This is a genomic window from Microbulbifer pacificus, from assembly GCF_033723955.1.
Taxonomy (GTDB): Bacteria; Pseudomonadota; Gammaproteobacteria; order Pseudomonadales; family Cellvibrionaceae; genus Microbulbifer; species Microbulbifer pacificus.
In genome coordinates, this window is record NZ_CP137555.1 from 1963149 (window position 1) to 1978639 (window position 15491).

The window sequence follows — 15491 nt, forward strand, 5'->3', positions numbered from 1 at the left end:
ACCGTCGCAACCGCCTTTTGCATAGGTATCAGTGCACATTATTCGTATAATTGTCGAACAGCGCCGACATTTTTGATCAAGACGTACACAGAAGCATTTCCATGACCCAAAAAGCCCGCAACCGCCTGTTATCCTTGCTGTGGCTGGCTCTGGCCGGTGCCGCCGCTGGCGCCATGGCGCTTTCCAGCATCTACATGTACCTGAAGCCCGGCCTGCCGTCGGTGGAGAGTTTGCGCGATATTCGGCTGCAGACGCCGCTGCGCATCTATTCCCGCGACATGAAACTGATCGGCGAGTTCGGGGAAAAGCGCCGCAGCCCGATCACCATCGAACAAACCCCGGACATGTTCATCAAGGCGATCCTCGCGGCGGAAGATGACACATTTTACTCCCACAGCGGCGTTTCACTGAAAGGCCTGATGCGCGCTTTCCGCCAGCTGGTGGCGAGTGGCTCCATCCAGTCCGGCGGCAGTACGCTCACCATGCAGGTGGCGCGCAATTTCTTCCTGACCCGGGAACAGCGTTTTATCCGCAAGTTCAACGAGATCCTGTTGTCACTGCAGATCGAGCAGGAACTCAGCAAGGATGAAATCCTCGCGCTGTATATCAACAAAATCTTCCTCGGCAACCGCGCCTACGGTTTCCAGGCCGCAGCCCAGGTGTATTACGGCAAAGATATCAACGAGCTGAGCCTGGCCCAGTGGGCGATGATGGCGGGTCTGCCCAAGGCGCCCTCCACCTACAACCCCATTGCCAACCCTTCGCGCGCGCTGGTGCGACGTAACTGGATCCTCAAGCGTATGCTCGACCTGGGTTACATCGACCAGGACGAATACAAGAATTCCATTACCGCACCGGTCACCGCCCGCTACCACAGTCGCGACCTGGATATTGACGCCCCCTATGTGGCCGAAATGGCGCGCAAGGAGGCGGTCGACCTGTTCGGTGACGCCGCCTATACCGATGGCTACCAGGTCATCACTACGGTCGACAGCAAGCTGCAGGACCGCGCGCGCAAGGCGCTGCAGAAAGGCCTCGAGACCTATGACGGCCGCCACGGCTACCGCGGCCCGGAGCAACGCCTGGACCCGGAGTTGCTGGCGGACAACGACCAGCTGGTGGACCTGCTACAGGAAATCCCGGTGCTCGGCGGCCTGCAGCCCGCAGTGGTAACCGCGGTTGCCGATCGCAGTATCAGCGTGCAGCTGCGGGATCGCCGCGTCATCGAGATTCCATGGGACCGAGGCCTCGGCAGCATCCGCCCGTATCTTTCCGAAAATGCCCGCGGCGCGAGTCTCCAGTCCGCAGGTGAAATGTTCGCACCCGGCGACGTGGTACGCCTGCGCCGCGTGGTGATCTCCGCCGAACAGGTGGCGGAAGAGCAGAAAAAGGCCCGCGCCGCCGCGATTGAAAATGCCGCCGAGAGCCTGGCCGGCACCGAAATCACCGACGATCCCTTCTCCACACCGGAGGGACTCTCCGACGAGGAAGCACTCGATGCGCCGCAGTCCCGCGAGGAGTGGCACCTGACCCAGGTGCCCACCGCCCAGGGCGCGCTGGTGTCACTGCAGCCGGAAGACGGTGCCATCCGCGCGCTGGTAGGCGGTTATGACTTCCGCCAGAGCCACTTCAACCGCGTCACCCAGGCGGCGCGCCAGCCCGGCTCCAGCTTCAAACCGTTTATTTATTCCGCCGCCATCGAGCGCGGCTATACTGCCGCCAGTATCATCAACGATGCCCCGATCATCTTCGAGCAGACCAACCTGCAGGACGTGTGGCGCCCGGAGAACGACGGCGGCGACTTCCTCGGCCCGACCCGCCTGCGCAAGGCGCTGTACCTGTCGCGCAACATGGTTTCCATCCGCCTGCTGCAGTCCCTTGGTCTGGATCGCGCCCTCACCTTTGTCGAAGGTTTTGGTTTCGAGCGCGACAAGCTGGCCCGCAACCTCTCCATTGCGCTCGGCAGCTCCGCGCTGACCCCGCTGGAAATGGTGCGCGGCTACGCCGCCTTCGCCAACGGTGGTTTCCGGGTCGAGCCCTACCTGGTGGACCAGGTGCTGGATGTGCGCGGTGACACCGTGTACCAGGCGCTACCGCTCACCGTGTGCATGGAGTGCCCGGAAGCCGGACAGGAGCACAGTGCGCAACCTGAGCCCATCGACCTGCAGGGACTGCAGCAGGACACCGCACTGGCGTCGGAAGAGCGCGAGCCTATCGAGCTGCGCACCCTGCCGGTGGCACCGCTACAGGCTGACGAACAGGCCCGCCCGCGCGCACCCCGCGCCATGTCCGCGGAAACCGCCTACATCATGGATTCGATGCTGAAAGACGTGATCAAGCTCGGCACCGGCCGCAAGGCACTGGTGATGAAGCGCGGTGATATCGCCGGTAAGACCGGTACCACCAACGGCCCGCGGGACGCCTGGTTCTCCGGTTACAGCCCTTATTTGGCCACCAGCACCTGGGTAGGATTTGACGACAACACCCCCATCGGCCGCAATGAATACGGCGGCTCTGCGGCACTGCCGATCTGGATCGACTTTATGAGTTCCGCACTGGAAGGCCTTCCGGAGCGGCACCTGGCGCAGCCGGACAACATCGTCACCATGCGCATCAACCCGCGAACCGGGCTGCGCACCTCGAGCGGCGGTATCTTCGAGATCTTCCGCGCCGACAAGGTGCCGGGACGCGAGACTTACAGCAACTATCCATCCATCTACTCGGATGGCCCGGAGGCGCCAGCCGCCGGCGAGCATCAGACCCAGGAAGAGCTGCCGGAGGAAATTTTCTGATGCGATAACGCGTCAGGAGTTTTCCGCTGACAAAGCGCAGCCACAAAAAAACCGCCTCACCGGGCGGTTTTTTTGTGCTCCTCATCCAGCCGTTGCAATCAACGGCGATTGCGGTACTCGAGGCAGACTTCCTCAATCGTCGACAGGTCTGGAATCACCGCCAACTCACCTGACAGAGCCACGTGCATCAGTTCGCCCATGGCGCACTCGCCTTCACGTGCCACCAGCTCTTCCGGGGTAACCCTTACCAGCCGCGGAGTGCCCTGCAGGACCACGGCGAAAAACGGCAGGTCGCCGTCACCGTTGCCACTGCTCAGCACCGCGATGCGGCAGTTACTGCGCAATACCGGCATAGGATTACCGCGCATTACCTCAAACGACACCAGCGGCAAGCGCAGCTCCCGCCAATGCAGCTCGCCCATATACCAGTCCGGCGCGTCGAACGCGGAAACCGGGCTCTGCAGGGCGATGATTTCCGATAGCGTATCCACCGGCACCAGCAGGTGGCCATCCGCCAGTGGCAGCAGCAGGCTGCTCACTTCCTGTGGCAGTTCGGTGGTGGGCAGGGCGTCTAATCCGCTCATGCTGTGTACTCTCCGCCACGCACTCGGGCTTCAACAGATTCGTAATTAACCGGTACCGCCATCACACGTCCGCCCTGGATTCGGTGTAGTCGCGGATCGCGCCCAACAGGATTTCCTCCTGATAGGGTTTACCCAGGTAGTGGTTTACCCCCAGCGACAGCGCGTGATCGCGGTGCTTCTTGCCGGTCCTGGAAGTGATCATGATGATCGGAATATTCCGCAGGCGACTACTGGAGCGGATATTGCGCGCTACCTCGAAGCCGTCCATACGTGGCATTTCGATATCCAGCAGCATCACATCCGGGATCACATCCTGTAGTTGGATGATCGCATCCTGGCCGTCTTTGGCAGTGATCACGCGATAACCCTCCCGCTCGAGGAAGCGGGTGGTCACCTTGCGCACGGTCACCGAGTCGTCCACAACCATCACCAGTTTCTGTGCCTCCGCCTGTTCGCGGCCGCTGGTGGCGGCAATTTCCTGCAGCAGCGGTGCCTCCGGGCGCGCCAGCAGCGCGGCGTGCTTACGCAGCAGCGCGTGGGCGTCGAGAATCACTACCACTGTCCCGTCACCGGTTACGGTAGCCCCGGAAACCCCCTGCACACTGGCAAACTGCGGCCCGAGGCTCTTCACCACGATTTCGCGGCTGCCCATGATCGCGTCTACCTGCAGTGCCATGGCGGTATTTTCCGAACGCACCAGCAGCACCGGCATCTGCATATCTTCCACCGCCAGGCGCGGCTGTGCACTGGATTGCAACAGGCTGCCGAAATAGTTCACCTGGTAGGGCTCACCGGCGTATTCGAAGCGCGCCTCCGGGGTGCGGTAATAGTGCTCCAGCTCGAACGGGCTGAGACGCACGATACCCTCGATGGTGTTCAACGGCAGCGCGAACAGGTCGTCCCCTACCTTCACCATCAACGCGCGGTTGACCGATACGGTAAATGGCAGGCGCACCACGAACTCGGTGCCCTTGCCGGCCTGCGAGGCGATGCTCACACTGCCGCCAATCTGTTTGATTTCAGCAGACACCACGTCCATACCCACGCCGCGCCCGGAAATCTGTGTCACTTTCTCGGCGGTACTAAAGCCCGCGTGCAGGATGAACTGCATGATCTCGTTATTGGACAGCTCGGCGTCCGGCCGCATCAGGCCGCTTTCAATGGCCTTCTCGCGCACCCGCATCAGGTTGATACCGGCGCCGTCATCGCTGATGGTGATCACCACCTCACTGCCTTCCCGCGCCAGCGCCACGGCGATGCGGCCCCGTTCAGACTTGCCGGTGTCACGGCGCTTCTGCGGCGACTCGATGCCGTGGTCCACGGCGTTACGCAGCATGTGTTCCAGCGGAGCCACCATGCGCTCCAGCATGGATCGGTCCAGTTCGCCTTCCACGTTGGAGAACACCAGGTCCACCTGCTTGCCGAGCTCGGCACTCACCTGGCGCACAATACGGCGCAGGCGCGGTACCAGGCGGGAGAAAGGCACCATGCGGCTGCGCATCAGGCCTTCCTGCAGTTCGGTATTTACCCGTGACTGCTGCAGCAACAGGGTTTCGGTGTCCCGCGCCTTGTTGCCCAGGGTCTGGCGCAATTCCAGCAAATCCGAGGTGGATTCCAACAGCGAGCGCGACAGGTGCTGGATGGACGAGTAGCGGTCCATTTCCAGCGGGTCAAAGTCCACGTCCTGCTCGGCCAGCTGCTCCTGGCGGAAATGGATCTGGGCTTCGGTTTCTTTGTCCAGGCGACGCAGCTGTTCGTTCAGGCGACTCAGGGTGGAGTCCATCTCATCGAGGGCGAGACCGAACTCCGATACCTGTTCTTCCAGACGACCTCGGGAAATCGAGGTTTCACCGGCGAGGTTAACCAGTTCTTCCAGCAGTTCAGACGCCACCCGCACCATTTCCTGGGGCTGGTTGCGAGGCTGGCCGCCGTTGCGATCGCCGACATTTTTCGACTTGCGCACAAACGGCAGCACGTTGGTCGAGGGGGCCGCAGCGGGCACCGGCACAGCCGCTTTTTCGATCACTTCTACCGGCGGCGCATAGCTGTCATTTTCGGGTTCTTCGTGGACGTCTTCGTCCGCGTCGGCCACATCGACAAACGCACCCTCCCCGGCGACGACGGCAGCACTCGGCTGCTCATCTGCGACGGCGGTCTCTTCTGCAACCCGCTCGTCTGCCCAGCGGGTTTCCAGCAGTGCACAGAAAGACCCGATTTCCTCACCGCCCATCCACGCACGCACGGTTTCGACGCCGGTCATGAGGCGATCGTATATGCGGTGAGCGTCGGCAAAGAACGCCGCCGAAGGCGAGCTGCCGCTCTGCATGTTTTCAATCACGGTTTCAAAGCGGTGCGCCACTTCACCAAGGCCCATCAGCGCCGCCATGCGCGCGCCGCCCTTGAAGGTGTGCAATACGCGTTTCAGTGCTTCCGGCGCGCCCCTGTCATCCGGCGACTGCTCCCAGTTCTGGATCAACTCTTCAAGCTCATCCATCAGGTCGCCGGCTTCCTCCAGGAAGACTTCCACCACATCCGGGTCGATGTCCGCGAGCAGCGCGCGCTGGGTGGCGCTGACCTCATCATCGGCCGCAGCAACCGCTGCCGGCACTTCCACTTCCGGCGCGGGCGGTGCGGAAGCAACCGCATCGCGCACCTGTTCGGCGCCGGTATCCAGATCGTTCTGCAGCGCTGCTGGCAGCTCGAAGTCCGCGAGGGACACGTCGTCGAGGTATTCCTCTACGGTCAGGGCACTCTCGGTCGGAATATCCGCGAGCTCGAGTTCTGCTGCATCGGCATCGTCGATGGCTTCTGCGGTTGCGAATTCAATGCCATCCAGTTCAAGCGTATCCGCGCCAATGGCCTCAGCCACTGCGACATCAACTTCCATGTCGGCAGGCAGCTCGAGGGCAATCTCTGGTTCCGCGCCCGGTGCCGCGGCATCGATCTCGGATTCCGCGGCCAGCAGGTCGTCAAAGCTCAGGTCCGCCAGCAGCTGCTCGTCGGCATCCTCAGCGGCAACCACCTCCATATCCTCGACTTCGGCCTCATCGGCGCCCACAGGCGCAGCGACGAGAATCTCTTCGTCGAAGGTGAATTCGCTGCTGTCGATGCCGTACTCGGAGAGATCGATATCCTCATCGCTGGCACCGTCATCGCCCTGAGCCAGAGTGCGCAGGGCTTCGCCCACCACTTCACTCACCGGCGGCAGATCGGTAGACGCGGCCACCGCGTCCACCAGATCCAGCAATTCATTGTGCCCCTGCTCCAGCGCTGCCCACAGCGCGGGCTCCTCCTCCAGGTGACCGTCGATCACCTGGCGGTAGACTGCCAGCAGCAACTGGGACAGTTCCTGCAGCGCCGGCAACTGCGCCTGGCCGGCGGCCTGCTGCAGTACATCCAGCTCTTCGGCTACTGGCAACAGAATGGCTGTTTCGCCCGGGTGTTGCCGCCACTGGTTTAGCATCTGGTCCGCGTCCAGCAGCACCCGCATGCCATCGGCCATAATGACTGCCAGCAATTGTGGGTCGACCGCCTTGGGCTCGTTGGCCTCGCGCTCGCGGATCAGGTGACCCACGGCGCGCTCCTGTAATTCGGCGACCCGTGCCAGATACTGCTCGGCGCGTTCCACGTACAGCGGCTCGCCGCGGTAAATCTGGTTGAGCACAGCCTTTACATAGCTGGCGGCATCGCTGATCAGTTCAAAGATGTCGCTGTCGATGGCCACCTGATAGGTGCGCAGCTCTTTCACAAAGCGCTCGAGCGGCGCCATCAACTCCGCCACCTGGGTGACTTCCGCCATGTGCGCGGAGCCTTTCAGTGTGTGCAGTGCGCGATGCAGCGGATCCGAGGGAATGCCGTAGACGGGTGCGGCGCGCGCCATTTCGGCGAGGAATTCCGCCACCGTGGCCAGGTGCGTCTCCGCCTCCTGGGCAAAGATTTCCCACAGCTGCGCGTTGTCGTCGATATTGTCGTCAATGTGGCCGCGGTGACTGTCTTCCACCTCCGGCACAGCGGCCGCCGGCGCTGACTGCAGAAGCGCCTCCGGTATTCCGCCGTGAGACAGCTGTTTGGCCCAGGCCTCCAGCTCGGCGGTGCGCGCCGGGTCGGGATCGCCCGTCTGGGTGCGGAAGCCCTCCACCATGGACGGCAGCTTGGCAATGACCTGCTCGATCAGCAGCACATGGGCGCGGCCCGGGGTGACGGTTTCGTCGAGTACCCGGTTCAACATGTTTTCCACCGCCCACGCCAGCTCGCCCACCTCCAGCGCTTCCACCATGCGGCCAGAGCCCTTCAGGGTGTGGAAGCCGCGGCGGAACTCCACCAGCGCGTCGCGATTGTCGAAATTCGCCGCCCACATCGGGAAATAGTGGTTGATGGTGTCGAGCACCTCACCGGCTTCCTCGAGGAAGATTTCCAGAATTTCCTCGTCGATGATACTGGCGTCATCGTCGTCATCCAGCATAGGTGCCAGGGCAGCGGCCGGCGCTTCCGGCATATTGCTTGCGATAGGCTCTGCTGCGGTTTCGCTAGCGTTCTCTTCCGCGGTGTGCGCGGGTTCATCGGCCGCAAACCAGCTCGCTTCCAGCAGGGAAGAGTCGTCACTGGACTCACTGGCGCGCGCGGCACTGGCCTCTTGCACCAGTGAGGCGGAAAGCCCGGCGAGCGGATCTTCGCTCTCGGGCTCAGAATAGGTATCTGCTGTGGCGGCAGTGCTTGCTGTAGAACCGGCCTCGTCGATATCGAGGGAAAACTCAAAACTGGCTAGGGCGCTCTGCTCTTCGTCACTTGGGGAATCCGCTTCCACCACCAGCGGGGCTTCGTCGGACCCGGATACGGCGGTATCGGCTTCGTCGAAGACAAACTCCGCGGCGAAATCGGCGGTATCGCCGGCGCCGTCATCGACCGCGGAGGTATCGACAACAACCGGAGTCTCGACTTCCCCCGAACCTTCGCCATCGGCGACGGCGTAGCCGAGGGTGGCAACACTGTCTTCCGCCAGCGCCAGCAACATGTCCGCGTCTTCGATGCCGTCGGCGCGGCGCTCGAGGTAGTACTCTACGCTGGTTACCGCATCGGCGAGGGTATCCAACAGTTTCCAGTCCGGTTGGTCGCCGGCGCTGATCAGACGCTCCTCGATATAGGCCCTACAGGCGCCGACGATCTCCGCCGCACGCCGGTATCCCACCATGTCGAGGCCGCCACAGACTTCCTGCAGGCGCGTGGGTACTGGCGCGAGGTGCCCTGCATCCCAGTGACTGGCGATGTATTCGACCACCGCTTCCTTCACGGTTTCGAGGCCGATACGGGCCTCGCGTAGTACGCGGCTGGTAGCTTCGCCCATCAGCGGCGATTCGCTGTCATTGCGCCGGTCGCGTTCCACCGTGGCGGCAAGGCCGGAGTCCAGCTGCACCAGCTCGGAAGCGGCCTGCATCAGCAGCTCATCCGGGTCGGCGCTGCGCGAGGCATCGCGCAAGTATTCGTAGATGGCACGGGCGCGGGTGCGCTGGTTTTCCAGCCCCAGCACGCCCAGGGTGTCGGCGATGCGTTTGGCGACGTTAGCGGTGTCGGCCAGCGGTGGGCGCTCGCCATTGGCAATACTCGGGTCCAGCGCCTCGCGCACATTCGCGAGCTCCTCCCGCAGCGCCACCACCGCGGTCCCCATGGCCTCGGGGCCCATGGCGAGCGCGGCTTCGGTATCCGGGCGGGGGGTGCCGGGCACGGCCTGGTCCAGGGCAAATTGCTGGTACAGCGCGCTCGTGCGCGGGCCGTTGGGGCCGGAGAGGTAGACGTAAAACAGCAGGTTGCGCAGCAGGTCGTGATCCGGACGCGCATCCAGTACCCGCGCGCCCTGCCCTGCGAGCAGGCGGAATTCCACATCAATACGGCGCAGCAGTTGGCGCAGTGCCGGCAGCACGTTGACCCGGTGATCGGCAATGCCCTCGAGCAGGCCGCGCAGGATTTCCCACAGGTGCTGGCGCTGGCTACCGCTGTAGAGCAGAGCCATTTTTTCACACACCTTGTTGAGGTAAGCGATGCTCTCGCCGCTGTTGACGTCGCGGATCAGGGAGGCGGCGGCCACGTGATACATTTTGCGCAGCTTGGCTACCAGGTCCTGCAGTTTGGCATTGTTGCCAAGCAGTGGCTGACGCTCGCCGGTGGCAAATTCCAGTGCGGACAGGTTCGGCGAAAACAGCGCGCCCTCGGTAATCAGGCGCTCGCGGCGCACCGCACGCAGGTCGTTCAGCAGGGGTAGCAACAACACCGCGTTGTCGCGACGCTGGAAGGCAATTTTTTCCAGGTACAGGGGCAGTTCCAGCAGCGCACGCATGAGGAATTCGCGGGTTTCATCGCTGTTTTCCACTTCGCCACTGGCCAGCGCGTGCACCAGTTGTTCCATTTCTTCGGCGAGCATGGCTGCGCCGGTGAGCTCCGCCATATGCAGGCTGCCGTGGACCTGGTGAATCAGGTTCAGGCAGTTTTTCAGCAGCCCGGAGCTGTCAGAAGAGGCGTCCGCGATGGAGGAATCCGAGGCAAAGGTTTCCAGCTGCTGGCGCGCCTGGGCCAGCGTCTCGTTGATTTCGCCTATCAGCCAATCCAGGGCCACAAAATTGGGATTGTCGCGACTCACGCCAAGTCCTCGGTAATTCAGTTTGCTCGCTGGCAGGCGCTAACAACGGCTCCCGCCGTTCACCTGCTGCTCTGCACCTCCCCGGTACCGTACCGGGCGCGGGGAGGTCCGCTTTTTTCGTTATGGGTATCTGCGGTAGATCAGGCCATGGCCCGACCGCTGCGCTCTGCCGCGGTGAGCATGTCGAGCTCGTCTTCGGCGGCCTCGTCATCCAGCATCGGGAATTCTTCCGAAAGCTGGGCCAGATCGCCGTCGTACAGATCGCTCTCACCGTCCACATCGTCATGGCTCGGCAGTTTGAAGCCGGCAACAGAATCGCGCAGTGCGGAGGCGGTCTGGGCCAGGTTACCAATGGACTGTGCCGTGGCCTGGGTACCGGCAGAAGTCTGCGAGGTAATTTCCTGAATCACGTTCATCGTGTTGGAAATGTGACCCGCGGAGGAGGCCTGCTGGCGCGCCGCGTTGGAAATGTTCTGAATCAAGGATGCGAGGTTGGTGGATACCGTTTCAATCTCTTCCAGGGCAACACCCGCGTCCTGCGCCAGACGGGCACCGCGCACCACCTCGGTAGTGGTGGATTCCATCGACACAACCGCTTCGTTGGTATCGGACTGAATCGCTTTTACCAGGCCTTCAATCTGCTTGGTGGCGGCGGCGGAACGTTCCGCGAGGCGCTGAACCTCGTCCGCAACCACCGCGAAGCCGCGGCCCGCGTCGCCAGCCATAGAGGCCTGGATTGCGGCGTTAAGAGCCAGAATGTTGGTCTGGTCGGCAATGTCGTTAATCAGGCTTACGATGTCACCAATCTCCTGGGAGGACTCACCCAGACGCTTGATTCGTTTGGAGGTGTCCTGAATCTGCTCGCGGATGGTGTCCATGCCCTTGATGGTGTTCTGCACCACCTTGGCGCCGTTGCTCGCGATCTGCACCGAGCGCTCCGCTACCTGCGCGGACTCCGCGGCGTTCGCAGAAACCTGGTCAATGGTCACCGCCATCTCGTTAACCGCAGCGGAGGCACCGGCAATTTCCTGCGCCTGGTGCTCGGAAGCCTCGGCCAGGTGCAGAGCGGTCTGCTGGGTTTCCTGGGACAGGGAGGATACTTCCTGCGCGGCACCGTTGATTCGCGATACCAGCACACGCAGCTGGTCGATGGTGTAGTTGATGGAGTCCGCAATCGCACCGGTGAAGGCCTCGGTTACGGTGGCGGAGGTTGTCAGGTCACCGTCCGCGAGGTCGGCCAGTTCATCCAGCAGCTGCATAATCGCCTGCTGGTTGCGCTCGTTGGTTTCGGATTCTGCGCGCAGGCTGCGGCGGGTACCGGAGAAGGCCTGGATCATCATGGCGAAGATCAACAGTACGAATACACCGGCAATGATGAAAATGGTCTGGTTGTTAGGCTGGCGCTCACTGGACAACCCGCCGATGCGGTCGTTCAGAACAGACAGCGCTTCCAGCAGCTGCGGGGAGGATGCCGCAATACCGTCCGCCGCCTGGCGGGTGGCGAACAGCGCCGGGGTCGCTTCGAAGATTTCACGTACGGAGGAGCTTACGAATTCGAACAGTTCGGTAATCTCTTCCAGAGACTCTCGCGCCTCTCCGTCGGTCACGCGGGAGATGCCCATCACCACGTCACCGCCTTTCATACCTTCAACCACTTTACCGAACAGGCTGGCGTCGGTATTGAACTGGTCCGCAGCGGATTCCGCGTCGTCGCCGCCCTGCAGCATCTTGTCGATGTTCCGGCCGATACGCTCGGCGCGCCATACCTGCAGCTGGGCCTGCTCCACCTGGTTGGCCGGGGCGTTGTTGGCCAGCAGGATTTCCACGATGTTGTTGTGCTCTGCCTGCAGTTCCGGCAGCGAGTCATTCAGGGTGCTCGCCACATCGTTCAGGAAGATGATCGAATCCTTGTTACCGATAATGGTGTCGGCCTGTTCGCGCATCTGGCGCCATACCTGGCCATATACCGCCAGCTCCTGCTCCAGCGCGCGCTTGCTGCCCGGGTCCATGCCCTGCAACTCGTTCCAGGTGGCGGCCATCTGGTTGACCACCTTTTCCAGGTCCGCGAATGCCTGCTCGTCGCCGGCGGTGGCCGCCGGTGCGTAGGACACCATCTGATAGGACAGGGCGCGCAGTTCCGCCACGTCTTCCTGATACCCCTGGTCCCGGCCAGCGTAGCTCTGCACCAAATAGATACTGACGAACAGTCCAATCAGTGTGGCGAGTACCAGCAGACCCATAAACACCGCCGCACTGTTACTGCGCAGCGCGGAAAATGAACTCTGGGAGCCTGTTTTCATAATTTACTCCTGGCGGACCTGTCCCTCAGGCCTAATTCTTGTTGTCACCACTGTCGAGACCTCGCGGCCTCTCATCCCCTGTTACCCAACTGCTTGGGCACCCCCAAAAACCGGCGCTTGCCGACAACGGGTTCTGTGCGAACGAACGGCATAACCATCATCCGCAATAGGTTTGACGCACAAAACGCGCCCCACCTCAGTGACACCCGGATTCGGAGCTGCCTGAATCGGGGATGCCAGAAAACAGAAAGCCGCCGCTCAGTGAGCCGCGGCATCCGCAAATTGAAAATCGTTGACCAGGGCCTGCAGGTCGAACACCAACCAGCGCCCCTGCTGCAACTCGAACTGGCCGCTGATCATGGGAGCGAAAGACTCCGCCAGATCCGCTGGCGGCAACTTGCCGAATTCCAGCGCGAGATGCTGCATACCGTGAAGTTCGTCGACGATCAGGCCGACATAGAGTTTGCCCTGCTCCAGCACCAGCACCCGGCGGCGCTGGCGCGGACTGGCAAGGTGGCCGCCGAAGAACGCAGCCAGATCGACCAGCGGCAACAGGCGGCCGCGCACATTGGCCACCCCGCGCACCCAGGGTTGGACCCCGGGAATGAAGGTGTACTGGGGAACCTCCAGCAATTCCACCACGTCTTCCATGGCGGAGACTAAACGGTGCCCCAGAATAGAAAATCCGATGCCCGTCCAGTAGGGTTTGACTTCCTGGCGGGCAGGGAGCCCCTTGGCCTGCGCTTTTGCGCGGTTGGCAATATCAACCAGCGCCAGATAGGGGGTAAGAGTTGGTTGCACGGACTCTCAACGTCGGCCTCAGGCCAACACCTCCTCGATGGTGCCGAGCAGCTTGCTCTCATCCACAGGCTTGGTCAGGTAGGCACGCGCGCCCTGGCGCATCCCCCACACACGGTCGGTGTCCTGATCCTTGGTGGTGACGATCACAATGGGAATACCGCTGGTATCACCATTTTTGCTGAGCTGGCGGGTGGCCTGAAAGCCATTCAGGCCCGGCATCACGATATCCATCAGGATGACATCGGGACGATGTTCGCGGGCAACACCGACACCGGCTTCGCCATTGGTCGCAGTCAGTAGCGCGTGGCCGTTCTTTTCCAGCATGGTGGTCAGCTTGTGAGTTTCGGTTGGCGAGTCGTCGACGATTAGTACTCTGGCCATCTGTTCCCCCGAGATAGTGTTTCCGCTTGCGGCATCGCTCTCTGCCAGGCGGTTGTTGTTGGCACCAATCGCGCGCCAGTGCAGGCGCGGCGATCACACACTTTGTTATTCGTAACCGAGCTTCCTGACTTCCCAACCATTTAGCGAACGCGCACGGGCCCCGGAAGTTCAGACGCGCTAGTCTACGCGATTTCCATCGAAAATTTCACACCCGCAACGAGAACCAGTTCTCAGGCTGCGTGATGAGGTTTGGCGTGGGCGGAAATCGCACCCAGCAGTTCACTTTTGCTGAACGGCTTGGTGAGATACTGGTCGCAACCCACCACACGACCCTTGGCCTTATCGAACAGGCCGTCCTTGCTGGACAGCATGATTACCGGCGTGCTGCGAAATTCACTGTTGTTCTTGATCAGCGCACAGGTCTGATAGCCGTCGAGACGCGGCATCATGATGTCTACGAAAATGATGTCCGGACGCGAATCGGCAATCTTGGCCAAGGCATCGAAGCCATCAGTGGCGGTAACCACCGCACAACCCGCTTTTTGCAGCAGCGTTTCCGCGGTGCGACGAATGGTTTTACTGTCGTCAATCACCATCACGGTGAGACTTTCCCAGTTGAGCTCCATAGTGTGTTCCCAAGTCCCCTTTACTTATTTTTCAGGCCGGATTTATTTGTATCCCTGCCCTTATGCGCAACCTCTTGACGGGGTCCGATCGTCGCTGCGAATGGCCACGGCCGGCGGGCGCAGATCAGGGGGAAACTTGTATCACAGATACCACAGTGAATCTAGCGACCACCGGGGGGCGCAGCAGGCAATGGCTAAATTGTGAGCAAGGCCGCAATTCCGCCCCGCGACGCCGCCGCACACAACCTTGCAGAGCTCGCCCGCTACTCTTACCTTAGCGACCTGTAACAGTCGGATGCAGATTCCGAATTTTCCGCGGCCGCCGGCACGTCCTTCCGAACCGGCTCCCGGCCAGCACAGATTCATCACACGGATACCGGTATGAGCCAGACTCTCGGCGTGGTCATGGACCCCATCGCCAACATCAGCTACAAAAAAGACACTACCCTCGCCCTGCTGCTGGCGGCCCAGCGCGCAGGTTTTGAGCTGCATTATTTTCTGCAATCCGACCTGTATCTCGACAGCGGCAAGCCCATGGGCAACGGCTCGCCACTTCAGGTGTTCCAGGATCCGCAGAACTGGTTCGAACTGGGCGAGCGCAAGCCGGTGCACCTGGGTGATCTCGATGTGATCCTGATGCGTGTCGATCCCCCGTTCGACAATGAGTACATATATTCCACATATATCCTTGAAGCGGCCGAGCGCGCGGGCACTCTGGTAGCCAATAGCCCGCAATCCCTGCGCGACTGCAATGAAAAAATCTTCGCCACCCACTTTGCCGAGTGCATCCCGCCGCTGATCGTCAGCCGCGACATGCAACTGTTGCGCGCCTTCCACGCCGAGCACAAGGACGTCATCTTCAAACCCCTCGACGGCATGGGCGGCACCGGTATTTTTCACGTCAAACCCGACGGCGCCAATTTGGGCGCGATCCTCGAAATGCTCACGGACAACGGCCAGCGCCAGATCATGGGGCAGCGCTATATTCCTGAGATCAAAGACGGTGACAAACGCATTCTGATGGTCGATGGCGAGCCGGTACCTTTCTGCCTGGCGCGCATTCCTCTGGCCGGCGAGACCCGCGGCAACCTGGCCGCCGGTGGTCGCGGCGAAGCGCGCCCGCTGAGCGAGCGCGACCTGTGGATAGCCCGCAAGGTTGGCCCGAAACTGAAGGAAAAAGGCCTGCTGTTTGTCGGCCTCGACGTGATCGGCGAATACCTCACGGAAGTGAACGTCACCAGCCCCACCTGTGTGCGCGAGATTGACGCCGCCTACGGCACCGATATCGGCGGACTGTTGATGCGCGCGATCACAGACCGGCTGGACAAAAAGGGATAAACTGGCGCCTGCCATATCACGGCATCGACCATTACAGTCCC

At 61.8% G+C, this 15491-nt stretch carries 8 protein-coding genes; 2 read left to right on the top strand and 6 right to left on the bottom strand.

Annotation, left to right across the window (positions count from 1 at the left end):
* Positions 1-101 precede the first annotated feature (101 nt).
* On the top strand, positions 102-2792 hold the full coding sequence (locus R5R33_RS08470; protein ID WP_318955584.1) for a penicillin-binding protein 1A: 2691 nt from the start codon (positions 102-104) through the stop codon (positions 2790-2792).
* Positions 2793-2890: 98 nt separating this feature from the next.
* Here the strand turns inward: R5R33_RS08470 and R5R33_RS08475 are convergent, their stop codons facing one another.
* The 6 genes from R5R33_RS08475 to pilG all read right to left on the bottom strand — a co-directional run bounded on the left by R5R33_RS08475 (position 2891) and on the right by pilG (position 14112).
* The gene (locus R5R33_RS08475) at positions 2891-3376 is read right to left on the bottom strand and encodes a chemotaxis protein CheW (RefSeq protein ID WP_318955585.1); all 486 of its coding nucleotides are present in this window, start codon (positions 3374-3376) and stop codon (positions 2891-2893) included.
* A gap of 61 nt (positions 3377-3437) precedes the next feature.
* Complete coding sequence (locus tag R5R33_RS08480) at positions 3438-10004, bottom strand: hybrid sensor histidine kinase/response regulator (RefSeq protein ID WP_318955586.1); 6567 nt, start codon at positions 10002-10004, stop codon at positions 3438-3440.
* Between the two features lie 140 nt (positions 10005-10144).
* A complete protein-coding gene (locus R5R33_RS08485) occupies positions 10145-12304 on the bottom strand; it encodes a methyl-accepting chemotaxis protein (RefSeq protein ID WP_318955587.1) in 2160 nt (719 codons plus the stop codon).
* A gap of 258 nt (positions 12305-12562) precedes the next feature.
* Positions 12563-13105 (bottom strand): chemotaxis protein CheW, encoded by a 543-nt coding sequence (locus R5R33_RS08490; protein WP_318955588.1) that lies wholly within the window; start codon positions 13103-13105, stop codon positions 12563-12565.
* Between the two features lie 18 nt (positions 13106-13123).
* The gene (gene pilH, locus R5R33_RS08495; protein WP_318955589.1) at positions 13124-13486 is read right to left on the bottom strand and encodes a twitching motility response regulator PilH; all 363 of its coding nucleotides are present in this window, start codon (positions 13484-13486) and stop codon (positions 13124-13126) included.
* A gap of 230 nt (positions 13487-13716) precedes the next feature.
* A complete protein-coding gene (gene pilG / locus R5R33_RS08500; RefSeq protein WP_318955590.1) occupies positions 13717-14112 on the bottom strand; it encodes a twitching motility response regulator PilG in 396 nt (131 codons plus the stop codon).
* A 381-nt stretch (positions 14113-14493) separates the two neighbouring features.
* Between pilG and gshB the strand changes: the two genes are divergently transcribed.
* Positions 14494-15450: a glutathione synthase gene (gene gshB / locus R5R33_RS08505; protein WP_318955591.1), complete on the top strand. Its 957-nt coding sequence runs from the start codon at positions 14494-14496 to the stop codon at positions 15448-15450.
* Positions 15451-15491: the final 41 nt, after the last annotated feature.

What these genes read in the sequence shown, in the direction of transcription:
- pilG (WP_318955590.1), bottom strand. Translation starts at nt 14,112, where the DNA reads ATGGAGCTCAACTGGGAAAGTCTCACCGTGATGGTGATTGACGACAGT.
- R5R33_RS08470 (WP_318955584.1), top strand. Translation starts at nt 102, where the DNA reads ATGACCCAAAAAGCCCGCAACCGCCTGTTATCCTTGCTGTGGCTGGCT.
- pilH (WP_318955589.1), bottom strand. Translation starts at nt 13,486, where the DNA reads ATGGCCAGAGTACTAATCGTCGACGACTCGCCAACCGAAACTCACAAG.
- R5R33_RS08485 (WP_318955587.1), bottom strand. Translation starts at nt 12,304, where the DNA reads ATGAAAACAGGCTCCCAGAGTTCATTTTCCGCGCTGCGCAGTAACAGT.
- gshB (WP_318955591.1), top strand. Translation starts at nt 14,494, where the DNA reads ATGAGCCAGACTCTCGGCGTGGTCATGGACCCCATCGCCAACATCAGC.
- R5R33_RS08475 (WP_318955585.1), bottom strand. Translation starts at nt 3,376, where the DNA reads ATGAGCGGATTAGACGCCCTGCCCACCACCGAACTGCCACAGGAAGTG.